This is a genomic window from Streptomyces sp. NPDC053673 (assembly GCF_055585225.1).
In genome coordinates this window covers 114,582-131,246 of record NZ_JBVJKN010000006.1, presented here as the reverse complement: position 1 = coordinate 131,246, position 16,665 = coordinate 114,582, and the positions used below count along the sequence as shown (strand labels likewise).

Genomic DNA, 16,665 nt, shown 5'->3' with positions numbered 1-16,665 from the left:
GCCGTACGGGACGACACTCGCCCCGCCGTGCGGGACGGCACGCGCCCCGCCTCACCCCAAGCGCGCCCGCACGTACTCCCGCCAGTCCGCCGTGAACACCTCCACGTCCGTACCCAGTACCTCGTGGAGGCCCTTCGCCGGCCCGTCGTCGCCCACCGCCCGGTAGAACGCCGTCAGCCGGTCCTCGCCCCAGCGCTCGGCGATCAGTTCGCACGCCAGCCAGGCACCCTCGTACGCGCGGCCGAGCGCCGCCGCGTCGCCGCCGAAGCGGAAGCCGGCGTCGGCGGGCAGACGGTCGGGGAGATCGCCGCGGCGGACCGCGCGCTGCAGTTCGGGCGCGGCCTGGCCGGCGGTGCGGTCGGTGCCGCGGTAGGCGGCCCAGTCGGCGAATCCCTCGGAGAGCCACATCGGGGTCTTGGCGGAGGTGTGCGCCCGGGTCGCGACATGGGCGGTCTCGTGGGTGAGGACGATCCGCCGACCGAACTCGCCGAGCAGAGCGTACGCCTCGGGGTTGACGACCACCCGGTCCGCCGGCCCCACCCCGCTCCCGCCGGTCTCGGCCGTGGTGACCGCCGCGATCCCCCGGTACCCCGCCGCGGGCGCGCCCAGCAGTCGCGCCATCGCGTCCAGCGAGGACGGCACCAGGACGACCACGCGCCCCGCCCACGCCTCGGGCCAGGCGGCCGAGACCGCGGGCACGGCCCGGTCCGCCTCCGCCGCGATCCGCCGGAGCCGCGCCCGGTCCTGGCCGACGCCGAGCACCAGGCTGTGTGCGCCGCGTACGACCTCGACGTCGCCCTGCTGCCACAGCTGCTGGCCGCCGCCGTGGTCCGGGCGGTCGGCGGTGACGTACCAGCGGCCGTCACGCTCGGCCAGCTCCAGGGTGCGGTCGGTGGTCACGGGCGCGCTGTCGTACCCGTCGAAGCGGTAGCGCAGCTGTGCCTCGGCGATGGCACGGCCGCCGGAGCGCCGCACGCCGGTGAGCCGGTACTCCCAGGAACGCAGCGGTACGTCCGTGAGGTTCGCGAGCTCCTTGCGCCCGGTCTCCCGCAGCTGCCGGGCGGAGGGGTCGAGGGCCGCGAGATACCCGGCCTCGTCGTGCCCGAGCACGGCCGCGGCCCGGGCGTCGAGCGTGCGTTGGATGTCACGGGTCGTGGTGTCCGTCGGCGTGGGCCCGGCGCAGCCGCCCGCGAGGGCGAGCAGCCCGGCGGCGACGAGCGCTGCCACCCGCCGTCCCGCCCTGCGTCCGAAGCATCCCTGACCAGCCACCCTGCCGATCGTATGCGAGCCGCAGGGGCGCGCCGCCGTCGAAAGGGAGACCGCGCGGAGGTCCCGAGGCACGAGGGACTGAGCACGATCGACTGTCGACAGCGGCTGAGGCGCCCCGGAGGCGAGCCGAAGAGCCACGAGCCGCAGGGGCGCGCCGCCGTCGAAAGGGAGACCGCGCGGAGGTCCCGAGGCACGAGGGACTGAGCACGATCGACCGTCGACAGCGGCTGAGGCGCCCCGGAGGCGAGCCGAAGAGCCACGAGCCGCAGGGGCGCGCCGCCGTCGAAAGGGAGACCGGTGGGCGATCAGCTGGTCAGGGGCGGGTCACCGAGGCGATCGGCATCATCCGCACGGGGTCGTAGCGCACGCTCGCCCCGGGATAGGGCGCGTGCACGACCTGGCCGTTGCCGACGTACATCCCGATATGGCTGGCGTCGGAGCGGTACGTCACGAGGTCGCCGGGCCTGGCCTCCGACAGTGGCACCTGCTGTCCGGCGTGACGCTGCGCCTGGGAGGTGCGCGGCAGCCCCACGCCCGCCTGGGCGTAGGACCACTGGGTGAGCCCGGAGCAGTCGAAGCTGTGCGGCCCGTTGGCGCCCCACACATACGGCCTGCCGACCGCGCTCCGGGCCGCCGCCAGGGCTGCGGCCGCCCGCGAGGAGGACGGCCCGAGGCCGCCCGACAGGTCCGGCAGTCCGTCGCCGCGGCCGGAACGGGAGGCGCGTTCGTACGCCGCGCGCTCCGACAGTGGAAGGGAGTTCAGCAGCCGCCGCGCCTCGGCGAGCTTCGCCTCGACGGTGCGCTTGTGGCGGGCGACGGCGGACCGCGTGCGCTCCAGCTCGGCCAGCTTCAGGGTGGCTTCGGACCGCTCCTGGCCGAGCTCGCGCTGGGCCCGCTGGAGATCGCGCAGGGCGCTGGTCTGGCGGGAGCTGAGCCGGTCGAGGAGCGTGGCCTTGTCGAGATACGTGTCCGGGTCCTCGGAGAGCAGCAGGGCGAGGGCGGGGTCCATGCCGCCGGAGCGGTACTGGGCGCCGGCCACCGAACCGAGCGTGCTCCGCATCCGGTTGATCTGCTCCTGGCCGCGTGCTGCCCGGTCCTGCGCCGCCGTCACCTGGTCGCGCAGTTCGTCGGCGCGCTCGTCGGCCTTGTTGTGCTGTTCCGTGGCCTTCTCGGCCTGCTCGAACAGCCGGTCGACGTTGGCCCGGGTGGCCTCGGGGGTCTGGACCGGGTCGGCGCCGGCCGGTGCGGTGCCGAGCGCGGCAGCGGCGGTCGCCACCGCGGCCGAGAGGAGGGTGACCCGGGCGCCTCGATTGAAACCGGACGCTGAGGATCGGCGATGGGACGCCACAGGAGCCGTACTCCCTTCCGCTGGACACAGCTTGGTCAGCTGCTGCGCGGCAGACAGTAACGGTGTGGACACGGAGCAGCCAAAGGCCGCAAAGGGTACACACAGTGACGCCCCGCCGGAGATCACAGGTCACCGGCGGGGCGTGCTGTCAGCGGAGGGTCCCGCGATTCGCCCGATTGGGCGTCAACTGCGGGGCGGCGATCAGATCCGGACGCCGAACTGGAAGGTGCCCATGTAGTCCATCGACTCGTAGCGGACGACGGCACCCGGCTTCGGGGCGTGCAGGATCTGGTTGTTTCCCGCGTACAGACCGACGTGCGAAAGGCTGTTGAAGAAGACGAGGTCGCCCGGCTTGAGCTGGCTGCGGCCTATCTTCACGCCGTCGTTCTGCTGGGTGTAGGTGGTCCGCGAGATGCTGATGCCCGCCTGGCGGTACGACCACTGCGTAAGCCCGGAGCAGTCGTACGAGTTGGGGCCCTCGGCACCGGACATGTAGGGCTTGCCGAGCTGGGAGGCGGCGGCGTTGAGTGCGGCGGCGCCGCGCTGGGACGCCGGGACCTCGTTGCCGAGGTCCACGCGGTCGCCCGCGTCGCGGCTGGCGCGCTGCTCCTCCTCCTGCATCTTCGCCCGCTCGGCGGCGGTCAGGGTGTTGAGGAGCTTCTGCGCGTCGGCGAGCTTGCCCTGGTACTTCTTCTTCTTCTCGCCCAGCGTCTTGCGGACGTCCTCGAGGTCGCCGAGCTTGCGGGCGGCCTCGGCGCGCTCCTGGGCGAGGGTGCGCTGCTTCGACTGGATGTTCTCCAGCGCGGCGGTCTGCTTGGCGCCGATCTGGTCGATCGCGGACGCCTTGTCGAGGTAGGTGTCCGGGTCGGAGGAGAGGAAGAGCTGGATGGCCGGGTCGACGCCGCCGGAGCGGTACTGGGCGCTGGCCACCGAACCCAGGCTGTCGCGCAGGGTGTTGAGCTCGTCCTGACCGCGGGCGACCTTGTCCTGGATCGCGTCGATTTCCTTCTGGAGCTTGGTCTGCTGCTCCTTGGCCCCGTTGTACTCCTCGGTGGCCTTCTCCGCCTCGTGGTAGAGCGCGTCGACCTTCGCCTTGACCTCGTCCTTGCTCGGCTTTGCCGGGGCGGCCTGCGCGGCCTGGGAGGTCAGGGCGACTGCCGCGGCGGCGGTCGCGGTGAGCACGGTCACACGGGTGCGGCTCGGCTGCTTGGGACGACGGTGGGACGCCACGAAGGCGAGCTCCTTCTTCCTCGAGCCGCCTACCGGGCAGTGGGGGGTTGAATCCCCGGCTCCGCGCAGAGTCAGCTCCCCCGCGAAATTGGGCTGAACTGCACGAAATCGGCGGTTCCTTCGCTGTCGTCCCGGGTGGACGATCAACCGCGCGAAGGTTCGAGGCCTGACCCTAGTGACCTTCTTGTGATCAGTTCAAATCCTCATGAGAAAAATCTGGCCCACGGAGCACATTCTTTACAGACACCACACGCGTAGTAGTGACGACTTGACGGTACGTTCCGCGAAATCAGGCATCAGGCCTGTTAGTTACGAGCGTTACTAGACGCGCGAAAGCCGCTTCAGTAGCAATACGGACGCGACGGGCCTGGCCCCCGCCTTCGCCACTCCGTCGGCGACCTCGCGGTCGGCGGAGACGACGACCACGGGCCGGCCGGGCGGCTCGGCCCGCACGAGCTGACGGATGAGCTCGTCCGCGGTCACGCCCGGCTTGGAGAACAGCACCCGGACACCGCGCGGCGGCGCCAGCAGCACCGGAGCGGCCAGCTCCGCACCGTCGAAGACACAGGTGATCTCGGCGCCCGTCTGGGCCGCGAGCATCGCGAGACCGCCGAGCAGCCGCAGCCGCTGCTTCTCCAGCGGCATCGTCGGATAGCCGGTCTTGGTGACGTTGTAGCCGTCCACCACGAGATGCACCTGAGGCAGCGCGAGCAGCTGGTCGAGCAGTGCGGGATCGGTCTCGGAGAGCGCACGGGCCGCGATGTCCTTGGGCGTCATACGGCCGGGCTCCACCGCGTCGACGGTGTCCGCGGGATGGAGGGACGCGGGCGGCAGGGCCAGTTCGCGGCGCAGCCCCGAGGCCGCTTCCAGCACGGTGTCCAGCAGCAGCCGCACACGCATGTCCTCGATCGAGCGGCCCTCGCGGGCGGCTCTGCGGCTCGCCTCGACGGCCGACTCCGCCTCGCCGAGCCGGGCCTTGAGCCGACGCGTCTCGCTCTCGGCCGCGGACACCTGGGCGTGCGCCTCGTTCTTCGCCGTCTCGAGCTCGGCGGTGCTGCGGCGCAGGGCCGCCTCGCCGCGCTTCACATCGCTCTGGGCGCTGCGCAGCTTGCGATGAAGCGATTCGGCTTCCTTGCGGGCGGCCTCCAGCTCGGCGCGCAGCCGCTCGCTCTCGGACCTGGCCTGCGCCCTGAGCCGGTCGAGCTCCTCGCGCAGCCGCTCCAGCTCGCGCCGGCCCTCCTCGTCGGCACGCTCGGCGTCCGCGCGCTGGGCCTCCTCGCCCGCGGCGGCCACCAGCTTCACCCAGCCGACCGGGCGCAGTACGTAGGCGGCCGCGGCCACATCGACGGGGTCGGCGGCCGCAGGCAGCGATCCCGACTCCAGCGCACCGGTCAGCTCCGGCTGAGCCTCGCGCAGCCGCTCGCCGATGCGCTGGCGGAACAGCGGGTCGCCCTCCAGGGCGGCGGCCATGGCGTTGCCCGCGAACTTGGCGCGGCGGGTGGGGGTGAACCGGGCGTACTGCCGCAACTGGGCGGGGAGTTCGGTGACGGTCAGCCCGCCGAAGGCATCCGAGACCAGCGCGACGACCCGTCGCCGCACACCTTCCGGCAGCGGGCGGTCGAGCGCCTCGGCGGCGTCGCCGGCACCGGCCGGTCCGGCGCCGCTGTCAGGCTGCTCCACAATCCGTCACCCCACTGTCTCCCTACGGGCCCGGGCGCCTCCTGTCAGGAGTCGGTGCCCGGCCTGTCCACCAGTTCGATCTGGTCCACGGCGTTGCACCAGCGGCAGCGGACCGACTCGATGGTCTCACTGACCACCTCCCGCTCCTCCACCTTGGGCTCGCCCGCGAGGTCCAGATGGACGTACTCGACGACCTTGGACGAACGCGTCACGTCGAAGCGGGTGAGATTGCCGCACAGGGTGCAGCGCCACCGGGTCAGGGCCGTCGGCATGGGTACCGTCGTCATCGTGCCGTCCTCTTCTGATCGTGCGTACTGCCCGTAACCCTACGACCTCACGGGTACGCGGTGACACGGCGAGGCAGTCTGCCCCCATCGGTCCCGGTACGCCATGCTCTGGTCATGATCGATCGGCGGACAGCGGTACGGGTCGCGGTGACCGGCCCCGTGGTGACCTACGGAGTGATCGGTCTGTGCTGTCTGCTGTTCGTCATCGGTCCGGTTTCCGGACTCAACCCGTCATACGGCACCGGGGACACGCTGCTCGGCGCCCAGGCCGCCTACTTCGAACGCTGGGGCGTCATCCCGGACGAACTGATGCGCAGCTCCCCGCGGGCGCTCCTCACCCCGCTGACCGCGCTCTTCGTGCACGGCAGCTGGCTGCATCTGCTGGGCAACATGCTCTTCCTCTATGTCTTCGGCGCGATGGCGGAGGAGCGCATGGGCCGCGTCCAGTTCACGCTCTTCTACCTCGGCTGCGGCTATCTCGCACTCCTCGCGTACGCCGCGGCCAACGCGGACTCGGGCCAGACGCTGGTAGGGGCGTCCGGGGCGATCTCCGGGGTGCTCGGCGCTTTCCTGCGCCTCTTCCCCAGGACGCGGGTGACGAGCCTCTTCCCCTTCCTCTTCTTCCTGCCGCTGCGCTTCCCCGCCTGGGCCGTCCTGATCTTCTGGTTCGCCCTGCAGTGGCTGGCGGAGGCGCAGCGCTCGTCGTCGGGGCCGGGGGTGGCGTATCTGGCGCATCTGGTGGGGTTCGGGATCGGCTTTCTCTACGCATGGGGCCGTTTCCGGCAGACGGCTAGAGTGAAAGCCCCAGCAGCGGCCACCGAGGGAGAAAGACAGCCGTGATCACTGCGATCGTGCTCATCAAGACCAGCGTGGACCGCATCCCCGAGATCGCCGAGGCGATCAACGCGGTGGAGAACGTCAGCGAGGTCTTCTCGGTCACCGGTACGTACGACCTGATCGCGATGGTCCGGGTCAGCAAGCACGAGGACCTGGCGGACGTCATCCCGGGCCACATCAGCAAGATCCCGGGCGTGGAGGCGACGGACACGCACGTCGCGTTCCGTACGTACTCGCAGCACGACCTGGAGGCGGCGTTCGCGATCGGCCTCGACGCGTAGGCCCTGTCCGCACACCAGGCCCCGTCCGGGGACACCTCCGGGCACAGCTCCGGGGGAGTCCGAGCACGGACGCTCCGGACGGACATCCCGTCGGCAGCCGGCACGGTGCGCGTGAAGCGCTCGGCCGCGCCGGCGAATTCCTCGCCGACGCGGCCGAGCGCTTCATGAACACGGTCCTGCCGGGGACGGGACTCACCCGGCGCCTCAGACCGCGGGCACGCACCTGCCGTCCTCGGTGCGGTAGTTCCACTTCGCACCGTCGCGCACGAGATCCTTCACGGCCTGTACGAAGCGCTCGACGTGCTCGTCCGGCGTACCGGCGCCGAAGCTGACCCGGATCGCGTTCAGCGAGCTCGCGCCCGGCTCGGCCTCCGGCGCACCGCACTCGCCCGGGTCCTGCGGGTCGCTGCCGAGCAGGGTGCGCACCAGCGGGTGGGCGCAGAAGAGTCCGTCCCGTACGCCGATGCCGTACTCGGCGGACAGCGCGGCGGCGAAGTGGGAGCTGTTCCAGCCCTCCACGACGAAGGAGATGACACCGACGCGCGGTGCGTCGTCGCCGAACAGCGAGAGGATCGTGACCTCCGGCACCTCCGCCAGGCCCTCGCGGACCTTCGCGATCAGATGCCGCTCACGCGCGACGAGCGCGTCGAAACCGGCTTCCGTCAGCGCCTTGCACGCGGACGCGATCGAGTAGACGCCGATGACGTTCGGCGAACCGGCCTCGTGGCGGGCGGCGGTGGTGTGCCAGTCCACGTCCACGCCACCGTCGTTGCGTCGCGCGACCTTCTTCGAGGCACCGCCACCGGCCAGGTACGGCTCCGCCTTCTGCAGCCAGTCCGCGCGCCCGGCGAGCACACCCGAGCCGAACGGGGCGTACAGCTTGTGCCCGGAGAAGGCGACCCAGTCGACGTCCAGGTCCTTCACCGAGACGGGGTGGTGCGGCGCGAGCTGCGCGGCGTCCAGCACGATGCGCGCGCCGTGGGCGTGGGCGGCGGCCGTGAGTTCGCGTACCGGCCAGAGCTCCCCGGTGACATTGGACGCGCCGGTCACGCAGACCAGCGCGGGGCCATGGGGGTTGCGGTCGGCGAGGGCCAGCTCCAGGGTCCGCACCGCCTCGCCCGGCGTGCGCGGCGCGTCGAGGTACGTCACGCGGGCGTCCTGCCACGGCAGCAGCGAGGCGTGGTGCTCGGTCTCGAAGACGAACACCTGGCAGTCGGCGGGGAGTGCGGCGGCCAGCAGGTTGAGCGAGTCGGTGGTCGAGCGGGTGAAGACGACCTGGTCTCCGTCCCGGCAGTCGAGGAACTCGTGCACCGCCACGCGGCTGTTCTCGAACAGGTCCGTGGAGAGCTGCGAGAGATACCCGGCGCCGCGGTGCACGCTGCCGTAGTACGGGGCGTACGCGGCCACGTCGTCCCACACCCGCTGCAGCGCGGGCGCGCTCGCCGCGTAGTCGAGGGCGGCATACGTGACCTCGCCGCCGGTCACGAGCGGCACGGTGACGTCCCGGCCGAGTACCGGCAGCGGGGCGGCACAGCAGGGGTCGGCGTCGGTGGCGACGGCAGCGGGGGTGGCGGTGACAGTGGCAGTGGCGGTGTTCGGGCATGCGGACATGGCGGTATCTCCCGGCAGGAAAGGCGAATCGGCTTCAAGAACCCGTGCGGCAGCCGCCCAACCGGCGCTCTGCATACGGGGGTTGCCTCGACGCACGGCGGTCACCGTACGGAGGGAATTGAAGTGAGGGGCTTCGCGCCCTATCGCATTCGCTTGCTCACGAGACTGCTCCCTTGAGGACCAGGACCCCAGGGGTTGCAAGGGGTCCGCGCTTGCCGCGGACCTCGCTGCCCACGGCCTGGTCTTCACCCGGGGCACCCCGCCACGGACGGAGGGTTGCCGGACAGCGGGCCGGGGCCGTAGTCGCTGTCACTCATGACCTGTCGCGAAGCTATGCCAGCTGATCGCCCTCGCGCAACTCGTGTCCGGATACCGGGACGTCACCCGCCCGCGGGTTCACCGCGACTTCCCGGCAGCTCTCCACGGCCCCGCAGCTCCCCATGACGTCCGCATACGTCCGCACCACGTCCGCACGACGTCCGCACGCAAAGGTGCGGGGCCTGTGCCCGCACAGACCCCGCACCAGCATGCCCATCGCCGGGCGTTACGCGTTGCTCACCGCCACCCAGCGGTCCAGCGCCTGCTTCGCCGCCCCGGAGTCGATGGACTCCGCGGCCTTCGCGATCCCGGCCCGGAGTTGCTCCACCAGAGTGCCCCCGCCCGGCTCCAGCGCGGCCAGCGCCGCCGCCGAGTTCAGCAGGACCGCGTCCCGCACCGGGCCGGACTCACCGGCGAGGAGCCGGCGGGCGACATCCGCGTTGTACGAGGCGTCCGCGCCGCGCAGCGCTTCGACCGGGACCAGTTCGATGCCCACGTCCCGGGGGTCGAAGGCCTCCTCGCGCACCGCGCCGTCCCGGACGACCCACACCCGGGACGTCGCGGTCGTGGTGAGCTCGTCCAGGCCGTCATCACCGCGGAAGACCAGCGCGCTGGATCCCCGCTCGGCGAGCACTCCGGCCATGATCGGCGCCATTCGGGCATCGGCGACGCCCGTGGCCTGGGCCTTCACCCGGGCGGGGTTGGTGAGCGGCCCCAGGAAGTTGAACGTCGTACGGATTCCGAGCTCCTTGCGCGCCGCGGCCACATGCCGCAGCGCTGGGTGGAACTTCACGGCGAAGCAGAAGGTGATCCCCGCTTCCTCCGCGACCGCGGCCACCCGCTCCGGCGTCAGCTCCAGATTGACGCCGAGCTTCTCCAGGACGTCCGAGGCGCCGCTGGCACTGGACGCGGCACGGTTGCCGTGCTTGACGACCTTCGCGCCGGTGCCGGCCACGACGATCGCGGACATCGTCGAGATGTTGACGGTCTTCGCGCCGTCGCCGCCGGTGCCCACGATGTCGACGGTCGCCCCGGGGACGTCGATCACCCGGGCATGGGCGTACATCGTTCGTACGAGACCGGAGATCTCCTCGACCGTCTCGCCCTTGGCCCGCAGCGCGACGGCGAACCCGGCGATCTGCGCATCGGTGGCCTCGCCCCGCAGAATCCGGTCCATGGCCCACGCGGTGGCTTCCGCGCTCTGGTCGCGGCCGTACAGCAGGGAGTCCAGTACCTCGGGCCAGGAAAGGCCCGCCGCGGTAGTGCCTCCTGCGGGGGTCACAGCGCTCATGGTCGCTCCTGGGTCCGTACGTATAGGAATGCCACCACCCTATCGAGCGCAGGGGACGGCAAAGAGCCCCGTCCATCGAGTGGACGGGGCTCTCCCCCTAGGCCGTTTTAGAACTCCCGCCTGGCTCGCGACGCCTGGCACGCACTCCCCCGTAGCCCTTCGGGCACGGGAGGTGCCCCCACGCTGCGTTGTCGGAGTCATCCAAGTACGTCCAGTACGAGGATGATCCTCCGCCTTGCGATTGCACGCACCAGACGCCGCGAGCCCCGCCCTACGGGCGGACGGCGCTAGTTCTCAAACACGGCCTAGCTGCGCTGGGAGGTACCCCCAGCCGTGGCGATCGCTGCGATCAGTGGGTGGGATCAGTGGTGGCCGTGGCCGCTCGTGATCTCCTTGAACTCCTCGACGGTCGGCTTGGGAATCTGGTTCCCCTCGCCGTAGTAGCCCTTGCTGAGCCTCGCCCGGAGCTTCTGCGTGAGCGGCACCTTGCGCTCGACACCGTTCTCGTCGACCGTCGGGCCGATCTCGAGCGGCTCGTACTGCTCGTGCGCCGTGAGCGTGTGCAGGGCCTCCTGCGTCAGCGGCTCGTGGACCTCGACGAACTCACCGTGCGGCAGTCGCTTGATGATGCCGGACTCGCGTCCGTGCAGCACCTTGTCCTTGTCGCGCCGCTGCAGACCCAGGCAGATCCGCTTGGTGATGATGAAGGCGATGACCGGCCCGACGAAGAACGCGATCCGGACGAACCAGGTGATCGAGTTGATCGACAGGTTGAAGTGGGTCGCCCAGATGTCGTTTCCACCACCGACGAGCAGCACGAAGTACCAGGTCAGCCAGGCCACGCCGAAGGCGGTACGGGTCGGCGCGTTGCGCGGGCGGTCCAGGATGTGGTGCTCACGCTTGTCACCCGTGACCCAGGACTCGACGAACGGGTACACCGCGATCGCCACCAGGACCAACGGGAAGATGATCAGCGGGATGAAGACGCCCAGGACCAGCGTGTGGCCCCAGAGGTTGATCTCCCAGCCGGGCATGACACGGATCAGACCCTCGGAGAAGCCCATGTACCAGTCGGGCTGTGCACCCGTGGACACCTGGTCCGGGCGGTACGGGCCGATGGCCCAGATCGGGTTGATCTGGGCGATCGCCGAGACGACCGTGATGATGCCGAAGACCAGGAAGAAGAAGCCTCCGGCCTTGGCCATGTAGATCGGCAGCAGCGGCATGCCGACGACGTTCTTGTTGGTCCGGCCGGGGCCCGCGAACTGCGTGTGCTTGTGGTAGAAGACCAGGATCAGGTGGGCCACCAGCAGGCCCATCATGATGCCGGGCAGCAGCAGGATGTGGACCGAGTAGAACCGGGCCACGAAGTCGCCGCCGGGGAACTCGCCGCCGAACAGGAACATCGACAGGTAGGTGCCGACGACCGGGACGGACAGGATCGCGCCCTCCATGAAGCGGACACCGGTGCCCGAGAGCAGGTCGTCCGGGAGCGAGTAGCCGGTGAAGCCGGTGAACATGCCGAGGACGAGCAGCAGGAAGCCGAACAGCCAGTTGATCTCACGCGGCTTGCGGAACGCGCCCGTGAAGAAGACGCGCATCATGTGGACCATCATGGCCGCGAGGAAGATCAGCGCGCCCCAGTGGTGGATCTGCCGGATGAGCAGACCACCGCGGACGTCGAAGCTGATGTCCAGGGTCGAGGCGAACGCCTCCGACATCAGCCGGCCCTGCATCGGGACGTAGCTGCCGTGGTACTCCACCTCGTTCATCGACGGGTGGAAGAACAGCGTCAGGTACACACCCGTGAGGATGATGACGATGAAGCTGTAGAGCGCGACCTCACCCAGCATGAAGGACCAGTGGTCCGGGAAGATCTTGCGCATGTTGGTCTTGGCCAGGGAGTAGATCCCGAGACGGCCGTCGGCCCAGTCGGCGACCCGCTCGCCCGCGGGTGCCTTCCTATTTGATTCAGCTGAAGTGCTCATCCGCGCTCCCAGTAGGCAGGACCGACGGGCTCGTCGAAGTCGCCGAGCGCCTCGAGGAAGCCTTCGTCATTCACGCCGATCCGCAGCTGCGGGAGGGCGTGACCGGCCGGGCCGAAGATGACGCGGGCGCCGTCGGAGAGGTCGAAGGTGGACTGGTGGCACGGGCAGAGGACGTGGTGCGTCTGCTGCTCGTACAGGGAGATCGGGCAGCCCACGTGGGTGCAGATCTTCGAGTACGCCACGATGCCGTCGTGGGACCACTCGAGCTCGCGCTTGTCCTTGATGTCCTCCGGCTGGATCCGGACGATCATCAGGGCGGCCTTGGCGATCTCGGTCTGGAAGCTGTGGTCCTCCTCCGACAGGCCCTCGGGCATGGCGAAGGTCAGCGAACCGACAGCGACGTCCTCGGGACGCAGCGGCTGATTCGTGTTCATGTTGATGAGCTGCTTGCCCTTGGCCCACAGGGTGTGGCGGAGCTTGTCCTCGGGCAGCGGGCCCAGGTCGCGCAGCAGCACCACACCGGAGAGCGGCACCATGGCCAGCGCTCCGAACATCGTGTTGCGCAGGAGCTTGCGCCGGGCGAAGCCGGACTCCTCGGTACCGGCCGCGAAGTCGGCGTGCACCTTGGCCCGGACCTCGGGCTCGGCCTCGATCGGGTGACGGTCGTCGGCGATCTCCTGGTCGGACATCAGGGTGCGGGCCCAGTGGACCGCGCCCGCGCCGATGCAGAACAGCGCGACACCGAGGGTCATCCCCAGGGCGAAGTTCAGCGCGCTCACATGACCGAACGGCCAGATGTAGACGATCTCGTCGGCCGGGAAGATCACGTACGAGGCGATGAAGGCGATCGTGGCCAGCATCGACAGCGTGAACAAGAGGGCGACCGTACGCTCGGACCGCTTGGCGGCCCGCTCGTCGATGTCCTGGATGCGCGGCTTGTGGGCGGGAATACCCGGGTCGGCGAACGGATCTTCCTTCGCCGCTACCTCGCCACGCGCGTGGTCCTGCTCGGACGGCAGGGTCTCTTCTGGAATGTCTTGGCTACTCATGACTTCTTGGCCTTAGCGGTGTGGGCCGCGACCCAGATGGCAACTGCGATCAGCGCACCCAGACCGAAGACCCATGCGAACAGACCCTCGCTGACGGGGCCGAGGCCACCGAGGCTCAGGCCACCGGGAGACTCCGACTCGCCGCTGTTCACGGTCTGGATGTAGGCGATGATGTCCCGCTTCTCCTTCTCCGGCATCGTTCCGTCCGGGAAGGAGGGCATGTTCTGCGGGCCGGTCTGCATGGCCTCGTAGATGTGCTTCGGGGTCACGCCTTCGAGGCTCGGGGCGTACTTGCCGTGCGTCAGGGCACCGCCCTCACCCGTGAAGTTGTGGCACTGGGCGCAGTTGGTGCGGAACAGGTCGCCGCCCTTGGCGATGTCGGCGCCTTCCGGGCTGTACTGCTTCTCGGTCGGCGTGACCGGACCGGCACCGAGGGAGGCGACGTACGCCGCGAGCTGGTCGATCTCGGCCTGCGAGTAGATGACAGGCTTCTTCGGCACCTGGGCGCCCGGCTGCTGTGCGGGCATACGGCCGGTGCCGACCTGGAAGTCCACGGCGGCGGAACCGACGCCGACCAGGGAAGGGCCGTCGGACGTGCCCTGACCGCCGGTTCCGTGGCAGCTGGCGCAGCCGACGGTGTAGAGCTTCTTGCCCTCCTCGATGGCGAGGGACTGGGCGGTTTCATCGGCCTGCGCCTTGTCCGCGGGTGCGAACGCGGCGTACAGCCCCCCAGTGGCCGCCAGCGCGAGGAGTAGGACGACGAGCGCCGCCAGCGGATGGCGTCGTCGTGCGGAGAGCTTTTTCACGGATTACCCCGGTGTCAGGATCTTCTGCGTCGATGCTTCTGGAATGTGTGCGGGTACGAGCCCGGTGCTACTTGATCATGTAGATCGTGGCGAAGAGGCCGATCCAGACGACATCGACGAAGTGCCAGTAGTAGGACACGACGATGGCGGCGGTTGCCTGCTCGTGGGTGAATCTCCGGGCCGCGTACGTCCTGCCGAGAACCAGCAGGAAGGCGATGAGACCGCCCGTCACATGCAGACCGTGGAAGCCGGTGGTCAGGTAGAACACCGAGCCGTACGGGTCGGACGAGAGCGAGAGGCCCGCGTCCTTGACCAGCTCGGTGTACTCGAAGACCTGGCCGCCGATGAAGATCGCACCCATCACGAACGTGATCACGAACCAGGTGCGGAGCTTCTTCACGTCACCGCGCTCGGCGGCGAAGACGCCGAGCTGGCAGGTGAGGGAGGAGAGCACCAGGATCGTGGTGTTGGTCGCCGAGAACGGGAAGTTCAGGTGTTGTGCCTGCTGGGACCAGTACTCGGCACCCATCACCGATCGCAGGGTGAAGTACATCGCGAAGAGGGCCGCGAAGAACATCAGCTCGGAACTCAGCCAGATGATGGTTCCGACGCTGGTGAGGTTCGGCCGATTGACCGACGGGTGCGCGTGCCCGGTTTCTACTGTCGTTGCTGTCGCCACGACCGACATTATGTCGGTCGCTTATCCAGCCCTCACTCCGGGGGGTGCCGTTCGGTGTGTCCATCTCTCTCCCGGGTTCGCGTCCAGGACCGAACGGCCCATCGAAAGGCTGTCATTAGCGGTGCTGACGAGGCGCCGGGAGGGGTAGCATCCCGCGCATCGGTGCAGCCCGCAGTTCTCCCTGACGAACCGGAGGAACAATGCAGTCGACCGCCACGGTGCTGGTGTACAGCGACAACTCCAGCACCCGCGAACAGGTGCGGCTCGCCACGGGCCGCCGCCCGGCCGCCGATGTTCCCCCGGTCGAGTTCATCGAGTGCGCGACACTGCCCGCGGTTCTCAAGGAGCTGGGCAAGGGCGGTGTCGACGTCTGTGTCCTGGACGGCGAGGCCGTGCCCGCGGGCGGTATGGGCGTCTGCCGGCAGATCAAGGACGAGATCTTCCGGTGTCCGCCGGTGCTGGTGCTCATGGGGCGCCCGCAGGACGCCTGGCTGGCCACCTGGAGCCGCGCGGACGCCGCGGTGACGCTCCCGGTCGAGCCGGTGGAGTTCGCGGACGCACTGGCCGGACTGCTGCGCAGGGGGCGGGCGGCGGCCTGAACCGGCCCGCCCCGTACCGAAGTCAGATCTGGGGCCGCAGGCGTGCCTCGTCGGCCGGGCCGCTGCCCTCCCGGACGCCTCCCAGCAGAGCGCTGCCCGTGCGCCATTCGTCCCAGTCCAGGTTCCAGTCACCGAAGCCGTTCCCGAACGGATCCATCATGCCGCCAAGGCTGTTGACGACCTTGACGATGTCGCCCTCGCGGACGGTGTTGTAGAACCACGCGGCGTTACCGGTGGACATGCCGGTGCAGCCGTGGCTGACGTTCGCGTACCCCTGGGAGCCGACGGACCAGGGCGCGGCGTGGACGTACTCACCACTCCAGGTGACGCGCGTCGCGTAGTACACGGGCAGGTCGTAGGACTCGGCGCTGTCGACGGGGATGCCGATGCTGGTGCCGCGCATCCGGACGAAGTACTCCTTGCCGAGCACCACCTTGACCCCGTTCCGGGTGGAGAAGCCCGGTTTGCCGGTGGTCACCGGAATGGTATTGATCACTTCTCCGTTCCGCTTGACCGTCATCTGGTGCGTACTCGCGTCGGTGATGGCCTCGAGCCGGTCACCGATGGTCAGCTTGAGCGGTTTCACGGCGCCGCCGTACATCTCGCCGATCTTGACGCCCTCCAGACTGCTGTGCACCTGGACGGTGGCGCCCGACGGCCAGTACTCCATCGGTCGGTAGTGCAGCTTCCGGTCGTCCACCCAGTGCCAGGCTCCGTCCACCGCGGGCGAGGACTCGACCTTCAGCTTGCGCTCGACGGCGGCCCTGCCCGCCCTGTCGGCCACGGGCGCGCTGAGCTCTGCGGTGATGGGCTGTCCTACCCCGTACGTGCCCGGCTTCGGGCCGAGTTCGACCTTCAGGATGCGCTTGGCGGGGGCCGTGTCGAAGGTGATGGTGCGGGATCCGGGCTCGCCGCCGCCGTTCTCCGTGGCGACCTTGACCGTGTAGCGCGTACCGGCCGAGAGAGGGGCCGTGGAGCGCCATCTGGCGCCGTCCGCGGTGAGTTCGCCCGCCAGGTAGCGGCCGGCCGCGTCGACCGCGGTGACGTCCGTGATACGGCCGTCCTTGCCCTTGGCGGTCACTTCCAGGGGCTTGTCGGGGTTCACCTTGGTGCTTCCCGCGACGGTGTTGAAGGCGACCTGACGCGTCGCGTCGTACGGCCTCGCCGACAACGGGTGGCTGTCCTGGCCGCCGCACGCGGTCATCCCTGCCCCGAAGGCCAGGGCCAGCACGGTGCAGCTCGCTATGGTGCGCTTGCGCGGCGTGTCGTTCATGAGCACACGCTATGAACAATGCCCGGTAACGGCGCGCGGGACGACTGCAAACGAGGGGCCCGGACACCACCCGTTCGGGTGAGTGTCCGGGCCCCTGCGCAGTGCGGAGCAGCGGATTC

At 69.7% G+C, this 16,665-nt stretch carries 15 protein-coding genes and 1 riboswitch; of the genes, 3 read left to right on the top strand and 12 right to left on the bottom strand.

Annotation, left to right across the window (positions count from 1 at the left end):
- Positions 1-51 precede the first annotated feature (51 nt).
- From ACZ6ZQ_RS11800 to ACZ6ZQ_RS11780, 5 genes are all read right to left on the bottom strand, one after another.
- Entirely contained in the window at positions 52-1,269 is a 1,218-nt protein-coding gene (locus ACZ6ZQ_RS11800) for a hypothetical protein (protein ID WP_469768374.1), read from the bottom strand.
- 313 nt (positions 1,270-1,582) lie between these two features.
- Positions 1,583-2,617, bottom strand: coding sequence for a C40 family peptidase (locus ACZ6ZQ_RS11795; RefSeq protein WP_469768373.1), 1,035 nt, complete (start codon positions 2,615-2,617; stop codon positions 1,583-1,585).
- A 201-nt stretch (positions 2,618-2,818) separates the two neighbouring features.
- On the bottom strand, positions 2,819-3,847 hold the full coding sequence (locus ACZ6ZQ_RS11790; protein ID WP_453667136.1) for a C40 family peptidase: 1,029 nt from the start codon (positions 3,845-3,847) through the stop codon (positions 2,819-2,821).
- Positions 3,848-4,168: 321 nt separating this feature from the next.
- A complete protein-coding gene (locus tag ACZ6ZQ_RS11785; RefSeq protein WP_469768372.1) occupies positions 4,169-5,527 on the bottom strand; it encodes an NYN domain-containing protein in 1,359 nt (452 codons plus the stop codon).
- A 44-nt stretch (positions 5,528-5,571) separates the two neighbouring features.
- A complete protein-coding gene (locus ACZ6ZQ_RS11780) occupies positions 5,572-5,814 on the bottom strand; it encodes a hypothetical protein (protein WP_469768371.1) in 243 nt (80 codons plus the stop codon).
- A 114-nt stretch (positions 5,815-5,928) separates the two neighbouring features.
- Between ACZ6ZQ_RS11780 and ACZ6ZQ_RS11775 the strand changes: the two genes are divergently transcribed.
- Both ACZ6ZQ_RS11775 and ACZ6ZQ_RS11770 read left to right on the top strand, forming a co-directional pair.
- Entirely contained in the window at positions 5,929-6,654 is a 726-nt protein-coding gene (locus ACZ6ZQ_RS11775; RefSeq protein ID WP_469768370.1) for a rhomboid family intramembrane serine protease, read from the top strand.
- Positions 6,651-6,932, top strand: coding sequence for an Lrp/AsnC family transcriptional regulator (locus ACZ6ZQ_RS11770; protein WP_453667143.1), 282 nt, complete (start codon positions 6,651-6,653; stop codon positions 6,930-6,932). The genes ACZ6ZQ_RS11775 and ACZ6ZQ_RS11770 overlap by 4 nt, the downstream gene beginning before the upstream one ends.
- Before the next feature lie 204 nt (positions 6,933-7,136).
- Here the strand turns inward: ACZ6ZQ_RS11770 and ACZ6ZQ_RS11765 are convergent, their stop codons facing one another.
- The 6 genes from ACZ6ZQ_RS11765 to ctaE form a co-directional block, all read right to left on the bottom strand.
- The gene (locus ACZ6ZQ_RS11765; protein ID WP_469768369.1) at positions 7,137-8,543 is read right to left on the bottom strand and encodes an aminotransferase class V-fold PLP-dependent enzyme; all 1,407 of its coding nucleotides are present in this window, start codon (positions 8,541-8,543) and stop codon (positions 7,137-7,139) included.
- A 203-nt stretch (positions 8,544-8,746) separates the two neighbouring features.
- A riboswitch (SAM riboswitch) is annotated at positions 8,747-8,864 on the bottom strand.
- A gap of 223 nt (positions 8,865-9,087) precedes the next feature.
- A complete protein-coding gene (gene trpD / locus ACZ6ZQ_RS11760) occupies positions 9,088-10,152 on the bottom strand; it encodes an anthranilate phosphoribosyltransferase (RefSeq protein ID WP_469768368.1) in 1,065 nt (354 codons plus the stop codon).
- Between the two features lie 362 nt (positions 10,153-10,514).
- Complete coding sequence (gene qcrB, locus ACZ6ZQ_RS11755; RefSeq protein WP_469768367.1) at positions 10,515-12,140, bottom strand: cytochrome bc1 complex cytochrome b subunit; 1,626 nt, start codon at positions 12,138-12,140, stop codon at positions 10,515-10,517.
- Positions 12,137-13,189 (bottom strand): cytochrome bc1 complex Rieske iron-sulfur subunit, encoded by a 1,053-nt coding sequence (gene qcrA, locus ACZ6ZQ_RS11750; protein WP_469768366.1) that lies wholly within the window; start codon positions 13,187-13,189, stop codon positions 12,137-12,139. The genes qcrB and qcrA overlap by 4 nt, the downstream gene beginning before the upstream one ends.
- Positions 13,186-13,995, bottom strand: a complete 810-nt coding sequence (gene qcrC / locus ACZ6ZQ_RS11745) for a cytochrome bc1 complex diheme cytochrome c subunit (protein WP_469768365.1) — start codon at positions 13,993-13,995, stop codon at positions 13,186-13,188. Before qcrC ends, qcrA begins: the two co-directional genes overlap by 4 nt.
- A gap of 67 nt (positions 13,996-14,062) precedes the next feature.
- On the bottom strand, positions 14,063-14,683 hold the full coding sequence (gene ctaE, locus ACZ6ZQ_RS11740; protein WP_469768364.1) for an aa3-type cytochrome oxidase subunit III: 621 nt from the start codon (positions 14,681-14,683) through the stop codon (positions 14,063-14,065).
- A gap of 191 nt (positions 14,684-14,874) precedes the next feature.
- Here ctaE and ACZ6ZQ_RS11735 point away from each other — a divergent pair, with 191 nt between their 5' ends.
- Positions 14,875-15,273, top strand: coding sequence for a response regulator transcription factor (locus ACZ6ZQ_RS11735; RefSeq protein ID WP_469768363.1), 399 nt, complete (start codon positions 14,875-14,877; stop codon positions 15,271-15,273).
- Positions 15,274-15,295: 22 nt separating this feature from the next.
- Here ACZ6ZQ_RS11735 and ACZ6ZQ_RS11730 read toward each other — a convergent pair whose 3' ends face one another.
- On the bottom strand, positions 15,296-16,546 hold the full coding sequence (locus ACZ6ZQ_RS11730) for a L,D-transpeptidase (protein ID WP_469768362.1): 1,251 nt from the start codon (positions 16,544-16,546) through the stop codon (positions 15,296-15,298).
- Positions 16,547-16,665 lie beyond the last annotated feature (119 nt).

What these genes read in the sequence shown, in the direction of transcription:
- ACZ6ZQ_RS11780 (WP_469768371.1), bottom strand. Translation starts at nt 5,814, where the DNA reads ATGACGACGGTACCCATGCCGACGGCCCTGACCCGGTGGCGCTGCACC.
- qcrB (WP_469768367.1), bottom strand. Translation starts at nt 12,140, where the DNA reads ATGAGCACTTCAGCTGAATCAAATAGGAAGGCACCCGCGGGCGAGCGG.
- ctaE (WP_469768364.1), bottom strand. Translation starts at nt 14,683, where the DNA reads ATGTCGGTCGTGGCGACAGCAACGACAGTAGAAACCGGGCACGCGCAC.
- ACZ6ZQ_RS11735 (WP_469768363.1), top strand. Translation starts at nt 14,875, where the DNA reads ATGCAGTCGACCGCCACGGTGCTGGTGTACAGCGACAACTCCAGCACC.
- qcrA (WP_469768366.1), bottom strand. Translation starts at nt 13,189, where the DNA reads ATGAGTAGCCAAGACATTCCAGAAGAGACCCTGCCGTCCGAGCAGGAC.
- trpD (WP_469768368.1), bottom strand. Translation starts at nt 10,152, where the DNA reads ATGAGCGCTGTGACCCCCGCAGGAGGCACTACCGCGGCGGGCCTTTCC.
- ACZ6ZQ_RS11775 (WP_469768370.1), top strand. Translation starts at nt 5,929, where the DNA reads ATGATCGATCGGCGGACAGCGGTACGGGTCGCGGTGACCGGCCCCGTG.
- ACZ6ZQ_RS11730 (WP_469768362.1), bottom strand. Translation starts at nt 16,546, where the DNA reads ATGAACGACACGCCGCGCAAGCGCACCATAGCGAGCTGCACCGTGCTG.
- ACZ6ZQ_RS11765 (WP_469768369.1), bottom strand. Translation starts at nt 8,543, where the DNA reads ATGTCCGCATGCCCGAACACCGCCACTGCCACTGTCACCGCCACCCCC.